Below are 15,822 nucleotides of genomic sequence, written 5' to 3'. Positions count from 1 at the left end.
CAAAGGAATCTCTGCACTGTCCCGGAGACGGGTCATCGGGAGGCACGTCGTCCGATGGACCGTCACCGGCGGCGCACGAGGCCCTGCCGCAACCGACGCGCCGTCATACCGATCGCGCCGGTGCAATGTCGGCGGTGCGGCGTACGGTGATTTGCATATGGATGACACCGCGCACCGATCAACCCCCTACGACCCCTCCGCCGAGGCCCGCTGGGTGCCAGAACCGGACAAGCGCCCGGGGCGGACGGCCTTCGAGCGCGACCGCGCCCGCGTGCTGCACTCCGCCGCGCTGCGCCGGCTCGCGGGGATCACCCAGGTCGTCGCGCCGATGCTGAGCGACTTCCCGCGCACCCGGCTGACGCACTCGCTGGAGTGCGCGCAGGTCGGGCGGGAGCTCGGGGCGGCCCTCGGCTGCGACCCGGATCTGGTCGAGACGGGCTGCCTGGCCCACGACATCGGCCATCCGCCGTTCGGCCACACCGGCGAGGAGGCGCTCGACCAGGCCGCCGAGGCCTGCGGCGGCTTCGAGGGCAACGCGCAGTCGCTGCGCATCCTCACCCGCCTGGAGCCGAAGCGCTTCGCCCCGCTCGACGAGGCCCCCGCCCGGCTCGCGCCCTGGCCCGGCCACAGCGTCGGCCTCAACCTGAGCCGCGCCGCGCTCGACGCCGCGACGAAGTACCCGTGGGCCCGGGGCGCCCACCCCACCGACCCGGCGTCCACCAAGTACGGCGTCTACGCCGACGACCTGCCGGTCTTCCGCTGGCTGCGCAAGGGCTCACCGGCCAACCGCAAGTGCTTCGAGGCGACCGTCATGGACTGGTCCGACGACGTCGCCTACTCCACCCACGACGTCGAGGACGGCCTCCAGGCGGGCCACATCGACCCGGCCGCACTGCGCTCCGCCGAGGAGCGCGCCGAGCTCTTCAAGATCGCCGAGCGGTACGCCCCCGAGGCCGGGGCCGAGGAGTTCGGCGAGGCGCTCGACCGCCTGCACCGCGAGGAGTGGTGGCCCCGCTCGTACGACGGCTCGGCCCGCGCCCGCGCCTCGCTCAAGGACCTCACCAGCCAGCTGATCGGCCGCTTCTGCCTGGCCGCCGAACAGGCCACCCGGGCCCGCTACGGCCCCGGGCCGCTCACCCGGTACGCCGCCGAGCTGGTCGTGCCGCCCGCCGTCCGGGTCGAGTGCGCCGTCCTCAAGGCCGTCGCCGTCCGGTACGTCATGCAGCGCGACGAGCAGGCCCAGCTGCGGGCCCGCCAGCGCGTCGTGATCGCCGAGCTCGCCGACGTCCTGACCCGCAGCGCCCCGCACGGCCTCGACCCCGTCTTCGCCGCCCTCTACCTGGAGGCCGACGACGACCGCGCGGCACTGCGCGCGGTGATCGACCAGATCGCCACCCTCACCGACGCCTCCGCCCTGGCCCTGCACGCCCGCCTGCTGACCTAGCCTGCCTGCCAGCCGGCCGACCCAGTAGGCCGACGACCGGAACCGCCCGGATGCGGGCGCCACTCCCGTACACTTCCGGGGTGGCTGGGCGGATCAGGGACGAGGATGTACAGGCGGTGCGCAACGCGCTGCCCATCGACGCGGTCGTCGGCGACTACGTCCAGCTGACCAGCGGCGGTGGCAGCCAGCTCAAGGGGGTCTGCCCCTTCCACGACGAGAAGTCCGCCTCCTTCTACGTGCACCCGGGCAAGGGCGTCTTCCACTGCTTCGGCTGCGGCGAGAGCGGCGACACGATCTCCTTCCTGATGAAGATCGAGCACTTCTCCTTCGCCGAGGCCGTCGAGCGGATGGCCGGGCAGGCCAACATCACCCTCCGGTACGAGGAGGGCGGCTACAGCAGCCGGAGCCAGCCGGGCGAGCGGACCAGGCTGGTCGAGGCCCACAAGACCGCCGCCGCCTGGTTCCAGGAGCAACTCGACTCCCCGGAAGCCGAGATCGCCCGCAACTTCCTCGCCGAGCGCGGCTTCGACGCGGAGGCGGCCAAGCACTTCGGCGTCGGCTACGCGCCCGTCGGCTGGGAGCATCTCGTCCGCTACCTGCGCGGCAAGGGCTTCTCCGACAAGGAGATCCTGCTCGGCGGCCTGGCCTCCCAGGGGCAGCGCGGCGGGCTGATCGACCGCTTCCGCGGCCGGCTGCTCTGGCCGATCCGGGACACCGCAGGAGAGGTGATCGGCTTCGGCGCCCGCCGCCTGCGCGAGGACGACACCGGGCCCAAGTACCTCAACACCCCCGAGACGCCGATCTACAAGAAGTCGAACGTGCTCTACGGCCTCGACCTGGCGAAGAAGGACATCGCCAAGACCGGCCGGGCCGTCGTGGTCGAGGGCTACACCGATGTGATGGCCTGTCATCTCGCGGGCGTGACAACGGCGGTGGCCACCTGCGGCACCGCGTTCGGCGAGGACCACATCAAGATCATCCGTCGGCTGCTGATGGACACCTCGCAGTACCGGGGCGAGACCGTCTTCACCTTCGACGGCGACGCCGCCGGGCAGAAGGCCGCCCTGCGCGCCTTCGAGGACGACCAGAAGTTCGCCGCCCGCACCTCCATCGCCATCACCCCCGACGGCATGGACCCGTGCGAACTCCGGCTCGCCAAGGGCGACGAGGCCGTCCGCGAACTCATCGAACACCCCGTCCCGCTCTTCGAGTTCGCGCTGCGCAACGCCGTCACCCGGCACCGGGTCGACACCGCTGAGGGCCGCGCCGCCGCCCTCGAAGAGGCGTCCCAGATCATCGTGAAGATCAAGGACCGCTCGATCCAGCACGAGTACGCCGTCCAACTCGCAGGGCTGCTCGGCATCCTGGACGAGCAGTTCGTCGTCCGCCGGATCGGCCAACTGGCCCGCTGGCAGCGCGAGAACCCGCAGCAGCAGCGCAGCTTCCGCCGCGAGGAGCCCCAGCGCCCGGCCGCACCCGTGCGCCCCGTCCACCGGTTGAACCCGAAGGACCCGGCCCAGTTCGTCGAGCGCGAGCTCCTCAAACTGGCCCTCCAGCACCCGGACATGGTCAGCCCGACCTTCGACAACTACGGCGACGAGGAGTTCCCGACCCCGCCGTACACCGCCGTCCGCCAGGCCGTCCGGTCGGCCGGTGGCGCCGCCTACGGAGCCACCCTCCCCGACTTCACGTCGCTGGTCCGGGAGACCTGCCCGGACGATCAAGTACGGTCACTCGTCACCGAGTTGACGGTCGAGCCGATCCGCACCCGCCGCGCCGTCGACACCATCTACGCGGGCGAGTTCCTCGTCAAGCTGCGCCTCCAGGCCGTCGACCGCCGGATCGCCGAAGTCCGGGCCCAGCTCCAGCGGCTCGGCAACCGGGCCACCCCCGAGGAGATGAACGCCGTCCAGGGCGAACTCTGGGCCCTCCAGCAGTACGCGCAGGGCCTGCGCAGCCGGGGCTCGGCGGGCCTGTAGCGCCGGCACTCAAGCGGAACTCCCGGCGCCGCGCGCCCGATATCGGACGGCTCGTCAGAAAACCCTCGCACAGCTCTCGGCCCCGGAGAGTGGCGTAGCGCACACTGATGGGTATCCCAGTCCGTGTGGCGCGGCCTCCCCCACGAGCCGCGCGCGGCTCAGAGAGGGATGCCCGTGGACCTTGCCCCAGCGCAGCCGTCACCGGCCGTTGACGAACCGGACCTCGCGACGCCCAGCCCCGCAGCGCCGGACCCCGCGGAACCGAGCCTTGCGGAACCGAGCCTTTCGGAACCCGCCGATCTGCCGGATGACCTGGGAGAACCGGCCGAACCCGCCGAACCGGCCGACCTGGCTGACCTGGCCGACGGCCCTGGCGTCGCCTCGCCCGCCCGGGTACCCGTCCAGGGCGGGCACCAGCGAGGCCGGGCCGACGACGGCGAGACGCCGCTGCCCACACTCGACGAGACCGGCGGCCCGGCCGCCGACCTGCTCCGGCAGTACCTCCGGGAGATCGGCCGGATCCGGCTGCTCACGGCGGTCGAGGAGGTCGAGCTGGCCCGGCAGGTCGAGGCCGGGCTCTTCGCCGAGGAGGCCCTCGACGCCGCCGGGCTGGACATCCGGCTCACCGACGAGCTGGACCACCTCGTCCTGCTCGGCCGCCTCGCCAAGCGCCGCCTGATCGAGGCCAACCTGCGGCTCGTGGTCTCGGTCGCCAAACGGTACGTCGGCCGGGGGCTGACCCTGCTCGACCTCGTGCAGGAGGGCAACGTCGGCCTGATCCGCGCGGTGGAGAAGTTCGACTACGAGCGCGGCTACAAGTTCTCGACGTACGCGACCTGGTGGATCAGACAGTCGATGAGCCGGGCGCTGGCCGACCAGGCCCGCACCATCCGGGTGCCGGTGCACGTGGTCGAGCTGATCAACCGCGTGATGCGGGTGCAGCGCGCGATGCTGCAGGAGCACGGGGCCGAGCCGAGCCCGGCGGAGGTCGGCGCGGCGCTGGAGCTCTCCGAGGCCCGCGTCCGGGAGGTCCTGCGGCTGGCCCAGGAGCCCGTCTCGCTGCACACCCCGGTCGGCGAGGAGGACGACGTCGCCCTCGGCGACCTGATCGAGGACGCCGATGCCGCCTCGCCGGTCGAGACGGCCGCCTTCCTCCTCCTCCAGGAGCACCTCGACGCCGTGCTGGCCATCCTCGGCGAACGCGAACGCCAGGTCGTCCAGCTGCGCTACGGCCTGGACGACGGCCGACCCCGCACCCTGGAGGAGATCGGCCACCTCTTCGGCGTCACCCGTGAGCGCATCCGCCAGATCGAGGCGAAGACACTCGCCAAGCTCCGCGACCACGCCTTCGCGGAGCAGCTCCGGGGCTACCTGGACTGACGGCCCGTCGTCGTCCTGGCACGCGCGTGGTGGGACATCCGCTCGACCAGGGCGTCGACCCGCTGCGCCTGCCCGGCAGCCGGGATGCGACCGCTCTGCGTGAGGACGGCCAGACCGTGCAGGGCGCTCCAGAGGAGCTCGGCGAGCAGCTCAGGGAACGAGGTCTGGCCGATCAGGGCGGTGACCAGCTCGCCGAAGGCGGCGCGGAGGGGCTCCGGGGTCTCGTCGCTGGCGAACTTCAGGTCGGTCGGCAGGACGAACATCGCCTGGTAGAGGGCGGGCCTGCGGTCGGCGAAGTCCAGGTAGGCGGTGCAGACGCCGTGCAGCGAGGGGCCGTCCGGCTGGGCCCGCCCGAGCTGGGCGGCGAGTTCGGCGAAGCCCTCCAGTGCGACGGCGCGGACGATGGCGTCCTTGCCGTCGAAGTGGCCGTACAGGACGGGCTGGCTGTACTCGACGCGCTCGGCGAGGCGCCGGGTGGTCACCGCATCCCAGCCTTCGGCCTCGGCGAGTTCACGGGCGGCGGTGATGATCAGTTGGTGGCGCTCGGCGCGTTCGCGCCCACGGCGATCGGTAGAGGGCATGGGCAGATTCTAGCAGTGCTAGATATTCGATCAGCGTTACGAATCCGATCAGCGCTAGAAAATCTAGCAACGCTAGACATCCTAGCGGCGCCAATGCTAGCGTCAGCCCAACTTCTAGCGCTGCTAGAAGTTCTTGCGCCGCTAGCGCGCCACGCAGCACTCGGGGAGGGCTCAACCATGACCGTGACCACCACCATCGCCTACGTACTCGCCGGCCTGATCGGCGTCGGCATCATCTTCGTCGGCGCCCGCTTCCTCTTCGTCCCGAAGGCCGCCGCGGCCGCCTTCGGCATCCCGACGACCACCGGCGACTCCACCGCCCCGGGCTCCTGGCTCTTCGTCAAAGGGGTCCGCGACATCGCCTCGGGGATCTTCATCCTCCTCCTGATCGCCAACCACGAGCCGCACCTGCTCGGCTGGTTGATGATCGCCGCCACGTTCATCCCGTTCGGCGACGCCGCGATCGTGCTGCACAGCCGTGGCCCGAAGGTCGCCGCCTACGCCATCCACGGCGCCACGGGTGCCGTGAGTCTGGTGATCGGCGCGCTCCTCCTCGCAGCCTGACCGCTCCCACCCGGCCGCCCAGCACCGGGCACCGGTCAGTGGTGGAAGCCCTCCCTCGGAACGATGCCCAGGTCCTGCAACGGGGCCGGCTGGCGCTGGAGTTCCGGGATGAGGCGGGCCAGGTCCGCGAGGAGCAGGTCGGCGAGATCGAGGGTGAAACCGTTGCGGCAGACAACGCGCAGGACGGAGAGGTCGGTGCGTTCGGCGGGGAAGGTGTAGGCGGGGACCTGCCACCCGCGCTCGCGCAGGCGGCGGGAGACGTCGAACACGTCGAAGGGGAGCCCGTCGACGGTCGTGAAGGCGAAGACCGGCAGCTGGTCGCCCCGGGTGATCAGCCGGAAGCAACCCAACTTCTCGACGGCATCGGCGAGATACTCGGCGACCTCGCGGCAGGCCTGCTGGACGGCACGGTAGCCGTCCCAGCCAAGGCGGAGGAAGTTGTAGTACTGGGCGACGACTTCTGCGCCTGGGCGGGAGAAGTTGAGTGCGAAGGTGGGCATTTCGCCGCCGAGGTAGTTCACCCGGAAGACCAGCTCCTCCGGCAGGGCGCTCTTGTCCCGCCAGAGCGCCCAGCCCACACCCGGGTAGACCAGCCCGTACTTGTGGCCCGAGGTGTTGATCGAGACGACCCGGGGCAGCCGGAAGTCCCAGTCGAGCTCCGGGTCGAGGAAGGGTGCGACCATCCCTCCGGAGGCGCCGTCGACGTGCACCGGCACGTCGAGCCCGGTCCGGGCCTGGAGGCCGTCGAGGGCCGCGCAGATCTCCGCCACGGGCTCGTACGAACCGTCGAAGGTGGAGCCGAGAATGCCGACGACGCCGATGGTGTTCTCGTCGCAGAGGGCCAACGCCTGCTCGGCGTCGAGGTGGTAGCGGTCGCCCGACATCGGGGCGAGCCGCGCCTCGACCTCCCAGAAGTTGCAGAACTTCTCCCAGCAGACCTGGACGTTGATGCCCATCACCAGGTTGGGCCGCGCCCCGGCCGCGTACCGCTCGGGGTTGCGATGCATCCAGCGGCGCTTCAGGGCGAGCCCGGCGAGCATGCAGGCCTCACTGGAGCCGGTGGTCGAGCAGCCGACCACCGACTCCGGGTCGGGCGCGTGCCAGAGGTGGGCGAGGATCGCCACGCAGCGGCGCTCCAGTTCGGCGGTCTGCGGGTACTCGTCCTTGTCGATCATGTTCTTGTCGAGGCACTCAGCCATCAGCTTCTCCGCATGCACCTCCATCGAGGTGGTCACGAAGGTCGCCAGGTTGAGCTTGGCGTTGCCGTCCAGCATCAGTTCGTCGTGGATCAGCTGGTAGGCGGTGGACGGTGGGATGGGCCCCTCCGGCAGCCGGTGCCTCGGCGGGGCGAGTCGCATCGCCCCGAGCGGATCGGCGACCCCCAGCAGCGGGTTCAGCGCGATCCTGTGGTCCCGGCCGTCTCCGTGGTGCAGTGCCATCCTCTGGTTCCCCTTCGCTTCCGCCAGGCGTACTGCTGCCAGCCTCCACGCTCGCACCGGGCCGAGGGCGCCTCATACCGCCGTCCGGGTGTCAGCCGGCCCCGCTCAGCCCAGCCCGGACCGGCCCGGGTCCACCAGGCCCCCGGCTCAGTGCGTCCCGGCTCGGTCCGGTGGGGCCAACGGCAGCCGGGCGACCAGGCGGGCACCGCGCGGTGACGGGACGACAGCCAGCGATCCGCCGAGGTGGGTGGCCAGGTCGCGGGCTATCGCGAGGCCGAGCCCGGCGCCGCCCTCCTCCCGGCTGCGGGCGTCGTCGAGGCGGGAGAAGCGTTCGAAGACCCGCTCCCGGTCCGCCTCGGGGATGCCGGGGCCGTCGTCGGAGACCGCCAACACCACTGTCCGGGTGGCGGGTTCGGTCTGCAGGACGAGCTCGACCCGGGTCTCGGCGTAGCGCTGGGCGTTGTCCAGCAGGTTGGTGACCAGCCGCGTCAGCCAGAGCGGATTGCCGACCACGGTGACCGGCCCGGCGTCAGCAGCCCCGGGTTCCTCCCCCGCACCCGCCACCTCCCCCACCATGATGACGGCCTGCACCGGGTGCCGGTCGGCGCGCCGGGATTCGGCCAGTCCTCGGACGAGCTCCACCAGGTCGACGCGGGTCGTCGAAGCGGGCTCGGAGGTGTCCAGGCGGGCGAGCAGGAGCAGGTCGGAGGCGAGGTCCTGGAGCCGGGCGGTGTCCTCCAGTGCGCCGCTGACCAGCTCCGGCCAGAGGGCGGGGTCCGGGTGGGCCAGAGCCACTTCCAGCTGGGTGCGCAACACCGTGATGGGGCTGCGGAGTTCGTGCGAGGCGTCCGCGATGAACTGGCGCTGGCGGACGCCGGACGCCTCCAGCCGGTCGAGAGTGGCGTTCATGGTGACGGCGAGCCGGGCGATCTCGTCCTGGCTGGCCGGTACCGGCACCCGGCGGTAGAGATCCCGGCCGGTGATCTCGGCAACCTCCGCCCGGATCGCCTCCACCGGCCGGAGCGCCCGCCCCGTCACCCGCCAGGTGACCAGCGCGACGGTGAGCACGAGAAGCGGCAGGCCGACGGCCAGCAGGGCGCCGGTCGTCTCGTCGACGGCGTCGGCGTCCCGCAGCGAGGTGCCCGCGTAGACGGTGACCAGGCCGTTGCGGGTCTCGGTGGTGACCTCGACGACGCGCTGGCGGTGGCCCTCGTGCAGCGGCCCGCTGTCCCAGGTGGACCGCACGGTGCCGGGGCCCAGGGGTCGGCGGCCGCCGAGGGCCGGGCGGCCGGCCAGATTCGGGCTGGCGGCGAGGACCTGGCCGTCGGCGCCGACCACCTGGATGAAGTCCGCCCCGTGCGAGGCCGGTGGCAGCGGCAGGAGTGTGCCCTCGGCAGCGCGCCCGGCGACGCCCAGCGCCTGCTGCGCGGCGGCGTTCTCGGCGTTCTGCACCAGGTTGGTGTCCAGTTGCCAGACCAGGACGAAGGACGCCACGCCGAGCGCGACCGCCACGACCGCCGTGGCCGCGAGCGTCGCCCGCGCCCGCACCGACTTCGGCCGGAGCCGCCGCAACACGTCCCGCACCCGCCGCAGGCCGGGAACCGCCCGCAGCCGCCTCAGCACGGGCAACGGCCGCCGCCGCCCGCGCTCAGCCACCGTCCACCGCCAGGCGGTATCCCGCACCCCGGACGGTCTCCACGGCGGCCCGCCCGAACGGCGCGTCGATCTTGCGGCGCAGCGCACTGACGTGCACCTCGACGATGTTCAGGTCACCCTCGAAGGCCGAGTCCCAGACCTGCTCCAGGATCTCCCGCTTCGGCACGACCTCCCCGGCCCGCCTGGCGAGGTGCTCCAGCACCGCGAACTCCCGCGAGGTGAGCTTGGCCTCCACACCGCCCCGGGAGCAGAGCCGCCGGGCGGGGTCGATCAGCAGATCGCCGAACTCCATCGCCTGCGGCGCGCGCCTGCCGGTGCGCCGCACCAGGGCGCGCAGCCGGGCGACCAGCACCACGTACGAGAAGGGCTTGGAGAGGAAGTCGTCGGCCCCGGTGTCGAGGGCCTCGGCCTCGTCGTACTCGCCGTCCTTGGCGGTGAGCATCAGGATGCCCGACTCGATGCCCGCCGCGCGCAGCCGGGAGCAGACCCGGTAGCCGTTGAGGCCGGGCAGCATGATGTCGAGCACGATCGCGTCGTAGTCCTGCTCGGTGGCCATCCAGAACCCCTGCGGGCCGTCGTGGGCCACGTCGACCGAGAACCCCTCGGCCTGGAGGCCCCGCTGCAGGGCAGCGGCCAGCCGCCGTTCGTCCTCGACCACCAGTACGCGCATGACAACAAGGGTCGCAGGCCGCGCGGGCGGCAGGCTGAAGAGGTCTTCAGCTGGCTTCAGCTCAGCTTCAGCATCCCTTCAGCATGCTCAGCCCGAGCCGGGCGCAGTGCCCGGCGGGTCCGAGGAGCAGCCAGATGTCCCAGTCCTTCCCGCCGCCGTCCGAGCAGGGCGAGCCCAGCACGCCGGGTCTCCGGAAGCGCGTGCGTTTCACCCGCCTGGTGCCCCGGCGGCGCGGCACGCGCCTTGCCGCGTTGGGCGCGGCCGTGATCATCGTGGGTGCGGGCGCCGCCGCGGTCACCGTGGCCGACCACCACCGGGGCGAGCACGAGCAGCGGGGCGGCCAGCCCACAGCGGCCGGTCGCGCCGACGGCGGCCACACCAAGAACCATGGCGAGAGCCACGGCGAGAACCGCGCCCAAGGCCATGGCAAGGGCCACGGCGAGGGTCACGAGAAGGGCCACGGCGAGAACGCCAGCCACGAGAACGGCAGCAACGGCGGCCCCGGCCCGGCCCTGGCAGCCGCGCCGCTGCCCGCCCTCCCGGCCGCGCAGGCTGCCGACAAGGCCGCTGCGGCAGTGCCCGGCGGCAAGGTCGAGAGCCTCCAGGTCGTCGGCCAGCAGGGCGGCGGCAGCGCCTGGCTCGCCGTGGTGGTGGGCCCGGACGGCGTCCGGCACCAGGTGACGCTCTCCGGCGCCGACGGTACGCCGACGAGCAACATCGTCACCGTCCCGACCACTGTTGGTGGCCCTGCCGTCATCCGCTAGGCGCACCCTGTACCGGGTCGGCCCCGAAGGGATCTCGGGGCCGACCCGCTCCATTTGCCCTGCCCTGCGCCGAAGTTCCCTATTATCATCTGCCAAACAACGCGAACTACCGCTGTCCGGCGGGCCGTTCGCCACATCACCGACCTCGGCGTCCGGGGGCCGAGCTAGTTCGTGGCCGTAATCCGTTCCGCCGTAGCTGAAGCCCGAGAAGGAGCCTGATGCCATCACGACGGACGCGGATAACCCTGGTGTCGGCCAGTGTTGGGGCCGGACACGATGGTGCCGCCCGTGAACTCGCGCGCCGCCTGGAAGAGTTGGGTTACGGCGTCGACCGCCATGACTTCCTCGACCTGCTGCCGCCCGGCATCGGCCGCCTGCTGCGCGGCAGTTACGCCTTCGAGCTGCGCGTCGCCCCCTGGGCCTGGGGCGGCCTGCTCCGCACCCTGGAGCGGCACCGTTCGCTCGGCGCCCTGGTCGGCCGGATCATGGGGTACGCGGCAGCCCGCCGCACCCGCGCGGTGATCGGCCCGGACACGGCGGCGGTGGTCTCCACCTACCCGCTCGCCAGCCAGGCGATCGGCCGCCTGCGCAGCCGGGACAGCGGCCTCGACGTGCCGACGATGACCTTCCTCACCGACATGTCCGTGCACCCGCTCTGGATAGCCGACGGCATCGACCTGCACCTGGCCCTGCACCCCGTCGCGGCCGCGCAGGCCACCCGGCACGGCGCCGACGCCGTCCGGGTCTGCGGCCCGCTGGTCGGCCCGGCCTTCCGCCCGGCCCGCTCGGCGGCCGAGCGCCGCGAGGAGCGCGTCCGCTTCGGCCTGCCCACCGACCGGCCGCTCGCCCTGGTGGTGGCGGGCTCCTGGGGCGTCGGCGAGGTCGAGCAGACCGCGCGCGAGATCGCCGCCTCCGGCCTCGCCGTCCCGGTGACGGTCTGCGGGCACAACTCGGCGCTTCGCGCCCGACTGCTGAACTCCGCGGTCGGCGTCCCGCTCGGCTGGGTGGACGACATGCCCGCACTGCTGCGCACCGCCGACGTGGTCGTGCAGAACGCCGGCGGCCTGACCTCGCTGGAGGCGATCGCCGGTGACGTCCCGGTGGTCAGCTACCGCTGCCTGCCCGGCCACGGTGTGACCAACGCCGCCTCGCTCGACGAGGCCGGGCTGGCCGTCTGGATCCGCGACCGCGCCGCCCTCGCCCCGGCCCTGCGCACCGCCCTCGCCCCTCGGCCGCACCCGGTGAGCCCCTGGGCGCCCGTCACCCCCGCCGACCGCGTCGTCGCGGAACTGGCCGGGCCCGCCACGCCGTCCCACGTACAGATCAGTCACACCCTTGAGGAGGCCGCGTGATCAGGCCCCGTACCCTCGCCCTCGCCGCCGGGGGCCTCGCCGTGGCGCACAGCCTGCCCGCGCTGACCTCGCTCGGCCCGCTGCGCCCGTACCTGGCGCCGGGTCTCAGCGGCGAGGGGCACCCCGGCCACGTCGCGCTCACCTTCGACGACGGGCCGGATCCGCGCTCGACCCCGCTCTTCCTGAAGGAGCTGGACCGGGTCGGTGTCCGGGCGACGTTCTTCCTGCTCGGCCGGATGCTGCTGCGCGCTCCCGGGCTCGGCCGCGAACTGGTCGACGCCGGGCACGAGGTGGCCGTCCACGGCCTGCGGCACCGCCCGATGCTGATCCGCTCGCCCCGGGCCACGATGGACGACGTGGCGCGCGCCTGCGATCTGATCACCGACCTGACCGGCCAGCAGCCGCGCTGGTACCGCCCTCCGTACGGGGTGCTCAGCCTCTCCGCGCTGGCCGCCGCCCGGCAGCAGGGGCTGACGCCGGTGCTCTGGACCCATTGGGGCCAGGACTGGACGGCGAAGGCCACCCCGGACTCCGTCCTGCAGACCCTCACCCGGGCCCCGCTCGCCGGTGGCACGGTGCTCCTGCACGACTCCGACTGCACCTCCGCCCCCGGTGCCTGGCGCAGCGCCCTGGGCGCGCTCCCGCGCCTGCTGGACCGCTGCGCGGAGCAGGGCCTTGCCGTCGGCCCCCTCCGGGAGCACGGCCTGCGCCGCTGACCCCCCGGAACAGTCCAGGCGCCGGCCTAGCCGGCCGTCTCGGGGTAGGTCTGGGCCCGGAGGGTCGCGTACTGCTGCCGTACCGCGTTGCCGACGGCCGGGTCGTGGTACTGGTCCGGTGCGACGGTGACGGCCTCCGGCAGCTCCCACCGCGGCGGCTCGGCGGTGCCCGCGAGCGCCCAGGCGGCCTGCCGCGCCGCGCCGATCGCCGCGTAGTCACCGGCGGGCGGTATCACCACGGGGAGGCCGAAGAGCAGCGGCGCGATCTCCCGGACGGCGGGCAGCCGCCCGACCGCGCCGAGCAGGAAGACCCGGCGCAGCGTGACGCCCTGGGCGCGCAGCACGTCCAGGGCCTCCGCGACGTTGCAGAGCATGCCCTCGACGGCCGCCCGCGCGAGGTGCTGCGGCGCCATCGACTCGGCCCGCAGCCCGGACAGCGAGCCTGCCGCGCTGGGGAGTTTGGGCGTCCGCTCGCCGTCCAGGTACGGGAGCAGCACCAGCCCGTACGAGCCGGGGGTGGACTGCTGGGCGAGGTCGCTCAGCCCGGCGAGGTCGCAGCCGAGCACCCCGGCCATCGATCGGAGCACCTGCGCGGCGTTCAGCGTGCCGACCATCGGCAGGTGGTGGCCGGTGGCGTCGGCGAAGGAGGAGACGGCGCCGGTGAGATCGATCACGGGCTGGTCGTGGACGGCGAAGATGGTGCCGTTGCCGCCGAGCGAGACGACGGCGTCGCCGGGGCTCAGGCCGAGGCCGAGCGCGGCGGCCATGTTGTCGCCCGTCCCGGCGGAGATCAGCAGGCCCTCGGGGGTGTGTCCGGCGGGTTCGGCGGGGGCGAGCACGTCCGGCAGGCGCAGCTGGTGGCCGAGGGCGAGCTCGACGAGGTCCTGCCGGTACTCGCCGGTGACCGGAGACCAGTAGCCGGTGCCGGAGGCGTCCCCACGGTCGGTGGTGCGGCGCTTGGGGTGGCCGAGCAGCTGCCAGACCAGCCAGTCGTGCGGCAGCAGCACCTCGGCGATGCGCTTGGCCGAGGTGGGCTCGTGTTCGGCGAGCCAACGCAGCTTGGCGACGGTGTAGGTCGGGGCGGGGGCCGAGCCGATCGCCCGGACCCACGGTTCGATGCCCCCGAGGGCGTCGATCAGGGCGGCGGCGGCGCCGGCCGAGCGGGGGTCGTTCCAGAGCAGTGCGGGGCGGACGAGGACACCGCCCGCGTCGAGGCCGATCAGGCCGTGCTGCTGCGCCGACACTCCGATCGCCCGGACGCTCTCCAGCAGGCCGCCGGTGGCCGCCTCCCCGAGCGAGTGCAGCCAGTTCTGCGGATCGGTCTCGGTGGCCCGTGCTTCAGGGTTTTCCTGCACGGGGTGCGGTGCGCGGCCGTCCCGCAGGACGGCGCCGGTGTCGGCGTCGCACGCGACGATCCTGGTGCGAGTGGTCGAGCTGTCGATGCCCGCGACGATGGCCATGCCGAGATCATGCCTCAGCCGGCGGTGAACTTCACGCAACTGGCCGAGCCCGGCGGCCACTCCCGTCCGGGAGCGCGGGAACCGCACCGAGGGGCACCCCTTCGACGCGGGGTGCCCCTCCGTGCCGCCCTCGGGCGGCCGGTGCCCGTCAGTGCCTGACGGTGCCCCAGCTGTCGTCCTCGGAGTGCTGGCGGTTGAAGAGGGCGACCCGGTCGGTCACCGCGTTCGGCAGCCGGTCCCCGACCTTGTCAGCTACGGCGCCCGCCGCCTTCCCGGCCACCGCACCGGCCTGGTGGCGGGCCTTGCCGGCCGCGTCCTGGACGCGGGGGTTCTGAGCGATCTGGCGGGCCGTCTTGGAGATCTGCTCGTACCGCTGCCGCCCGGCGCGGGCGCCCAGCACGTACCCGATCCCGACTCCGGCGACCAACGTCAGCTTCCACATGCTCGGCTTCCACCCTTCCTTGCGGACCCTGCCGCGTTGCCCTACCCGTCCGGCCCCGCGGTGAACCGCCGGCCCGGTGGCGGGTCCGGGCCATCTCGTCCCCGCCGTGCCCCCAGCATCCCCGCCAGGGCGTACGGACGCGCGGCGGGCGCGCCGAGCGGGTCGCGCGCCGAGCACCTCCGGCCGCCCCCGATCGCCCCCGGGGAAAGCGATTGGCGGACCACCCCCCTGAGTGCGCTAATGTATGTCCCGCAGCGAGCGCCGAAGGGCCGGGCAGACCGGCTCCCCACAGCAGAAGCTCATTCCCGCATAGCTCAATTGGCAGAGCAGCCGACTGTTAATCGGCAGGTTATTGGTTCGAGTCCAATTGCGGGAGCGCAGAAGGCCCTCAACAAGCCTTCCGGCACTGCACCAGCACCATCCCGCATAGCTCAATTGGCAGAGCAGCCGACTGTTAATCGGCAGGTTATTGGTTCGAGTCCAATTGCGGGAGCTTCACCGGTAGTTGAGGTGAGTTGCGCAGAGCGAAGGCCCTCCGGTCACCGGAGGGCCTTCGTGTTTCCCGAGCCTGCATCCCACTGCGGGCCCACCCACCGCAGGCCCTCAGGCCGTGGCCTGCCGGTAGAGCTCGCTGACACGCTTGTCGAAGGTGATGCTGTACGAGGTCTGGTCGGTTGCCCCGCCCTGCTGGTAGCCGCCGATCACGCCGATCACCTGGCCCGACCTGGTCAACCAGGGGCTGCCGCTGGTGCCGTCGGTGTAGCCGTAGCAGTCGAAGCGCTCCTGGGTGTCCGTCTGCCTGAGGGTCCGCACGGAGCAGGTGATCGGGATCTCGCTCGAGTTCGGGTAGCCGGTGACGGAGACCCGCACACCGAAACCCAGATCCGTGGCGAGGCGGTTGGCACCGAGCACGTCCTGGATCTGCCGCCCGCCCAAGGCGTCGACGGTGAGGAAGGCTACGTCGTACTCCGGGTCCTCGTCTGCCGTCCAGTGCGGGTCGACGAAGGTATCCACGACCTTCCAACTCCCGTACGGGGAACTACCGTTGCGGAAGCCCGGCGCGAAGACCAGATTGTCCAGACGGCCGTTGGTGGCGGTGTAGACGCAGTGCGCGGCGGTGACCAGCAGGTTGTGGTGCGGGCTGTCGACCACGCTCGCGGTGCAGCCCCGGGCGCCGTCCAGGCCGCCGACGAAGAGCGCGCCGATCCGGTCACCGGTGCCACCCCCGTCGGCCGGGCGGGACGAGGGCGTGCCCCCCGGGCCGGGCTCACCACCGGAGCCGCAGCCGGCGACGGAGAGCAGCAGGGCGGCGACAGCGGCCACGAGCGCGGCGGAGCGTCCGACGGGCCGTCCGAAGGGCCGTACGCGTGCCATC

14 protein-coding genes and 2 tRNA genes are annotated in these 15,822 nt (G+C 72.7%); 9 read left to right on the top strand and 7 right to left on the bottom strand.

The features are described 5' to 3' along the window. Positions 1-157: 157 nt before the first annotated feature. The 3 genes from ACR68M_RS24315 to ACR68M_RS24305 all read left to right on the top strand — a co-directional run bounded on the left by ACR68M_RS24315 (position 158) and on the right by ACR68M_RS24305 (position 4,803). Positions 158-1,444 (top strand): deoxyguanosinetriphosphate triphosphohydrolase, encoded by a 1,287-nt coding sequence (locus ACR68M_RS24315; protein WP_441246225.1) that lies wholly within the window; start codon positions 158-160, stop codon positions 1,442-1,444. 80 nt (positions 1,445-1,524) lie between these two features. Beyond that, positions 1,525-3,423 (top strand): DNA primase, encoded by a 1,899-nt coding sequence (gene dnaG, locus ACR68M_RS24310; protein WP_441246224.1) that lies wholly within the window; start codon positions 1,525-1,527, stop codon positions 3,421-3,423. A 168-nt stretch (positions 3,424-3,591) separates the two neighbouring features. Beyond that, positions 3,592-4,803, top strand: a complete 1,212-nt coding sequence (locus ACR68M_RS24305; RefSeq protein WP_441246223.1) for a sigma-70 family RNA polymerase sigma factor — start codon at positions 3,592-3,594, stop codon at positions 4,801-4,803. On the opposite strand, the gene ACR68M_RS24300 is transcribed toward ACR68M_RS24305, so the two are convergent. Continuing rightward, the gene (locus ACR68M_RS24300) at positions 4,791-5,384 is read right to left on the bottom strand and encodes a TetR/AcrR family transcriptional regulator (protein WP_441246222.1); all 594 of its coding nucleotides are present in this window, start codon (positions 5,382-5,384) and stop codon (positions 4,791-4,793) included. The genes ACR68M_RS24305 and ACR68M_RS24300 overlap by 13 nt on opposite strands. A 177-nt stretch (positions 5,385-5,561) precedes the next feature. Between ACR68M_RS24300 and ACR68M_RS24295 the strand changes: the two genes are divergently transcribed. Then, positions 5,562-5,948 carry a DUF4267 domain-containing protein gene (locus tag ACR68M_RS24295; protein WP_441246221.1) on the top strand — a complete coding sequence of 129 codons (387 nt, stop codon included), beginning with the start codon at positions 5,562-5,564 and terminating at the stop codon, positions 5,946-5,948. 35 nt (positions 5,949-5,983) lie between these two features. Here the strand turns inward: ACR68M_RS24295 and ACR68M_RS24290 are convergent, their stop codons facing one another. The 3 genes from ACR68M_RS24290 to ACR68M_RS24280 form a co-directional block, all read right to left on the bottom strand. Then, complete coding sequence (locus tag ACR68M_RS24290) at positions 5,984-7,387, bottom strand: glutamate decarboxylase (RefSeq protein WP_441246220.1); 1,404 nt, start codon at positions 7,385-7,387, stop codon at positions 5,984-5,986. A gap of 147 nt (positions 7,388-7,534) precedes the next feature. Next, complete coding sequence (locus ACR68M_RS24285; RefSeq protein ID WP_441251703.1) at positions 7,535-8,959, bottom strand: sensor histidine kinase; 1,425 nt, start codon at positions 8,957-8,959, stop codon at positions 7,535-7,537. A gap of 76 nt (positions 8,960-9,035) precedes the next feature. Beyond that, complete coding sequence (locus ACR68M_RS24280; protein WP_441246219.1) at positions 9,036-9,713, bottom strand: response regulator transcription factor; 678 nt, start codon at positions 9,711-9,713, stop codon at positions 9,036-9,038. A gap of 134 nt (positions 9,714-9,847) precedes the next feature. Here ACR68M_RS24280 and ACR68M_RS24275 point away from each other — a divergent pair, with 134 nt between their 5' ends. From ACR68M_RS24275 to ACR68M_RS24265, 3 genes are all read left to right on the top strand, one after another. Beyond that, on the top strand, positions 9,848-10,477 hold the full coding sequence (locus tag ACR68M_RS24275; RefSeq protein WP_441246218.1) for a hypothetical protein: 630 nt from the start codon (positions 9,848-9,850) through the stop codon (positions 10,475-10,477). A gap of 248 nt (positions 10,478-10,725) precedes the next feature. Then, the gene (locus tag ACR68M_RS24270) at positions 10,726-11,829 is read left to right on the top strand and encodes an MGDG synthase family glycosyltransferase (protein WP_441246217.1); all 1,104 of its coding nucleotides are present in this window, start codon (positions 10,726-10,728) and stop codon (positions 11,827-11,829) included. Further along, complete coding sequence (locus ACR68M_RS24265; protein ID WP_441246216.1) at positions 11,826-12,545, top strand: polysaccharide deacetylase family protein; 720 nt, start codon at positions 11,826-11,828, stop codon at positions 12,543-12,545. Before ACR68M_RS24270 ends, ACR68M_RS24265 begins: the two co-directional genes overlap by 4 nt. Positions 12,546-12,571: 26 nt before the next feature. Here the strand turns inward: ACR68M_RS24265 and ACR68M_RS24260 are convergent, their stop codons facing one another. Both ACR68M_RS24260 and ACR68M_RS24255 read right to left on the bottom strand, forming a co-directional pair. Further along, on the bottom strand, positions 12,572-14,005 hold the full coding sequence (locus ACR68M_RS24260) for an FGGY family carbohydrate kinase (protein WP_441246215.1): 1,434 nt from the start codon (positions 14,003-14,005) through the stop codon (positions 12,572-12,574). Positions 14,006-14,153: 148 nt separating this feature from the next. Beyond that, positions 14,154-14,447: a hypothetical protein gene (locus tag ACR68M_RS24255; protein ID WP_441246214.1), complete on the bottom strand. Its 294-nt coding sequence runs from the start codon at positions 14,445-14,447 to the stop codon at positions 14,154-14,156. A 303-nt stretch (positions 14,448-14,750) separates the two neighbouring features. On the opposite strand from ACR68M_RS24255, the gene ACR68M_RS24250 reads away from it, so the two are divergent. Beyond that, a tRNA-Asn gene (locus ACR68M_RS24250) sits at positions 14,751-14,823 on the top strand. Between the two features lie 44 nt (positions 14,824-14,867). Continuing rightward, a tRNA-Asn gene (locus ACR68M_RS24245) sits at positions 14,868-14,940 on the top strand. Positions 14,941-15,050: 110 nt separating this feature from the next. On the opposite strand, the gene ACR68M_RS24240 is transcribed toward ACR68M_RS24245, so the two are convergent. After that, positions 15,051-15,821: a trypsin-like serine peptidase gene (locus ACR68M_RS24240; RefSeq protein ID WP_441246213.1), complete on the bottom strand. Its 771-nt coding sequence runs from the start codon at positions 15,819-15,821 to the stop codon at positions 15,051-15,053. Between the last annotated feature and the right edge of the window lies 1 nt (position 15,822).

This window comes from Kitasatospora sp. McL0602, from assembly GCF_052076145.1.
In the GTDB taxonomy this organism is placed as follows: Bacteria; Actinomycetota; Actinomycetes; order Streptomycetales; family Streptomycetaceae; genus Kitasatospora.
The sequence above is the reverse complement of the archived record's forward strand: the minus strand, read 5'-3'. Positions and strand labels throughout refer to the sequence as shown.

Bases quoted from the DNA above. Each gene is read 5' to 3' on its own strand.
- ACR68M_RS24315 (WP_441246225.1), top strand. From the start codon at position 158: ATGGATGACACCGCGCACCGATCAACCCCCTACGACCCCTCCGCCGAG.
- ACR68M_RS24305 (WP_441246223.1), top strand. From the start codon at position 3,592: ATGCCCGTGGACCTTGCCCCAGCGCAGCCGTCACCGGCCGTTGACGAA.
- ACR68M_RS24300 (WP_441246222.1), bottom strand. From the start codon at position 5,384: ATGCCCTCTACCGATCGCCGTGGGCGCGAACGCGCCGAGCGCCACCAA.
- ACR68M_RS24295 (WP_441246221.1), top strand. From the start codon at position 5,562: ATGACCGTGACCACCACCATCGCCTACGTACTCGCCGGCCTGATCGGC.
- ACR68M_RS24290 (WP_441246220.1), bottom strand. From the start codon at position 7,387: ATGGCACTGCACCACGGAGACGGCCGGGACCACAGGATCGCGCTGAAC.
- ACR68M_RS24280 (WP_441246219.1), bottom strand. From the start codon at position 9,713: ATGCGCGTACTGGTGGTCGAGGACGAACGGCGGCTGGCCGCTGCCCTG.
- ACR68M_RS24275 (WP_441246218.1), top strand. From the start codon at position 9,848: ATGTCCCAGTCCTTCCCGCCGCCGTCCGAGCAGGGCGAGCCCAGCACG.
- ACR68M_RS24260 (WP_441246215.1), bottom strand. From the start codon at position 14,005: ATGGCCATCGTCGCGGGCATCGACAGCTCGACCACTCGCACCAGGATC.
- ACR68M_RS24255 (WP_441246214.1), bottom strand. From the start codon at position 14,447: ATGTGGAAGCTGACGTTGGTCGCCGGAGTCGGGATCGGGTACGTGCTG.
- ACR68M_RS24240 (WP_441246213.1), bottom strand. From the start codon at position 15,821: ATGGCACGCGTACGGCCCTTCGGACGGCCCGTCGGACGCTCCGCCGCG.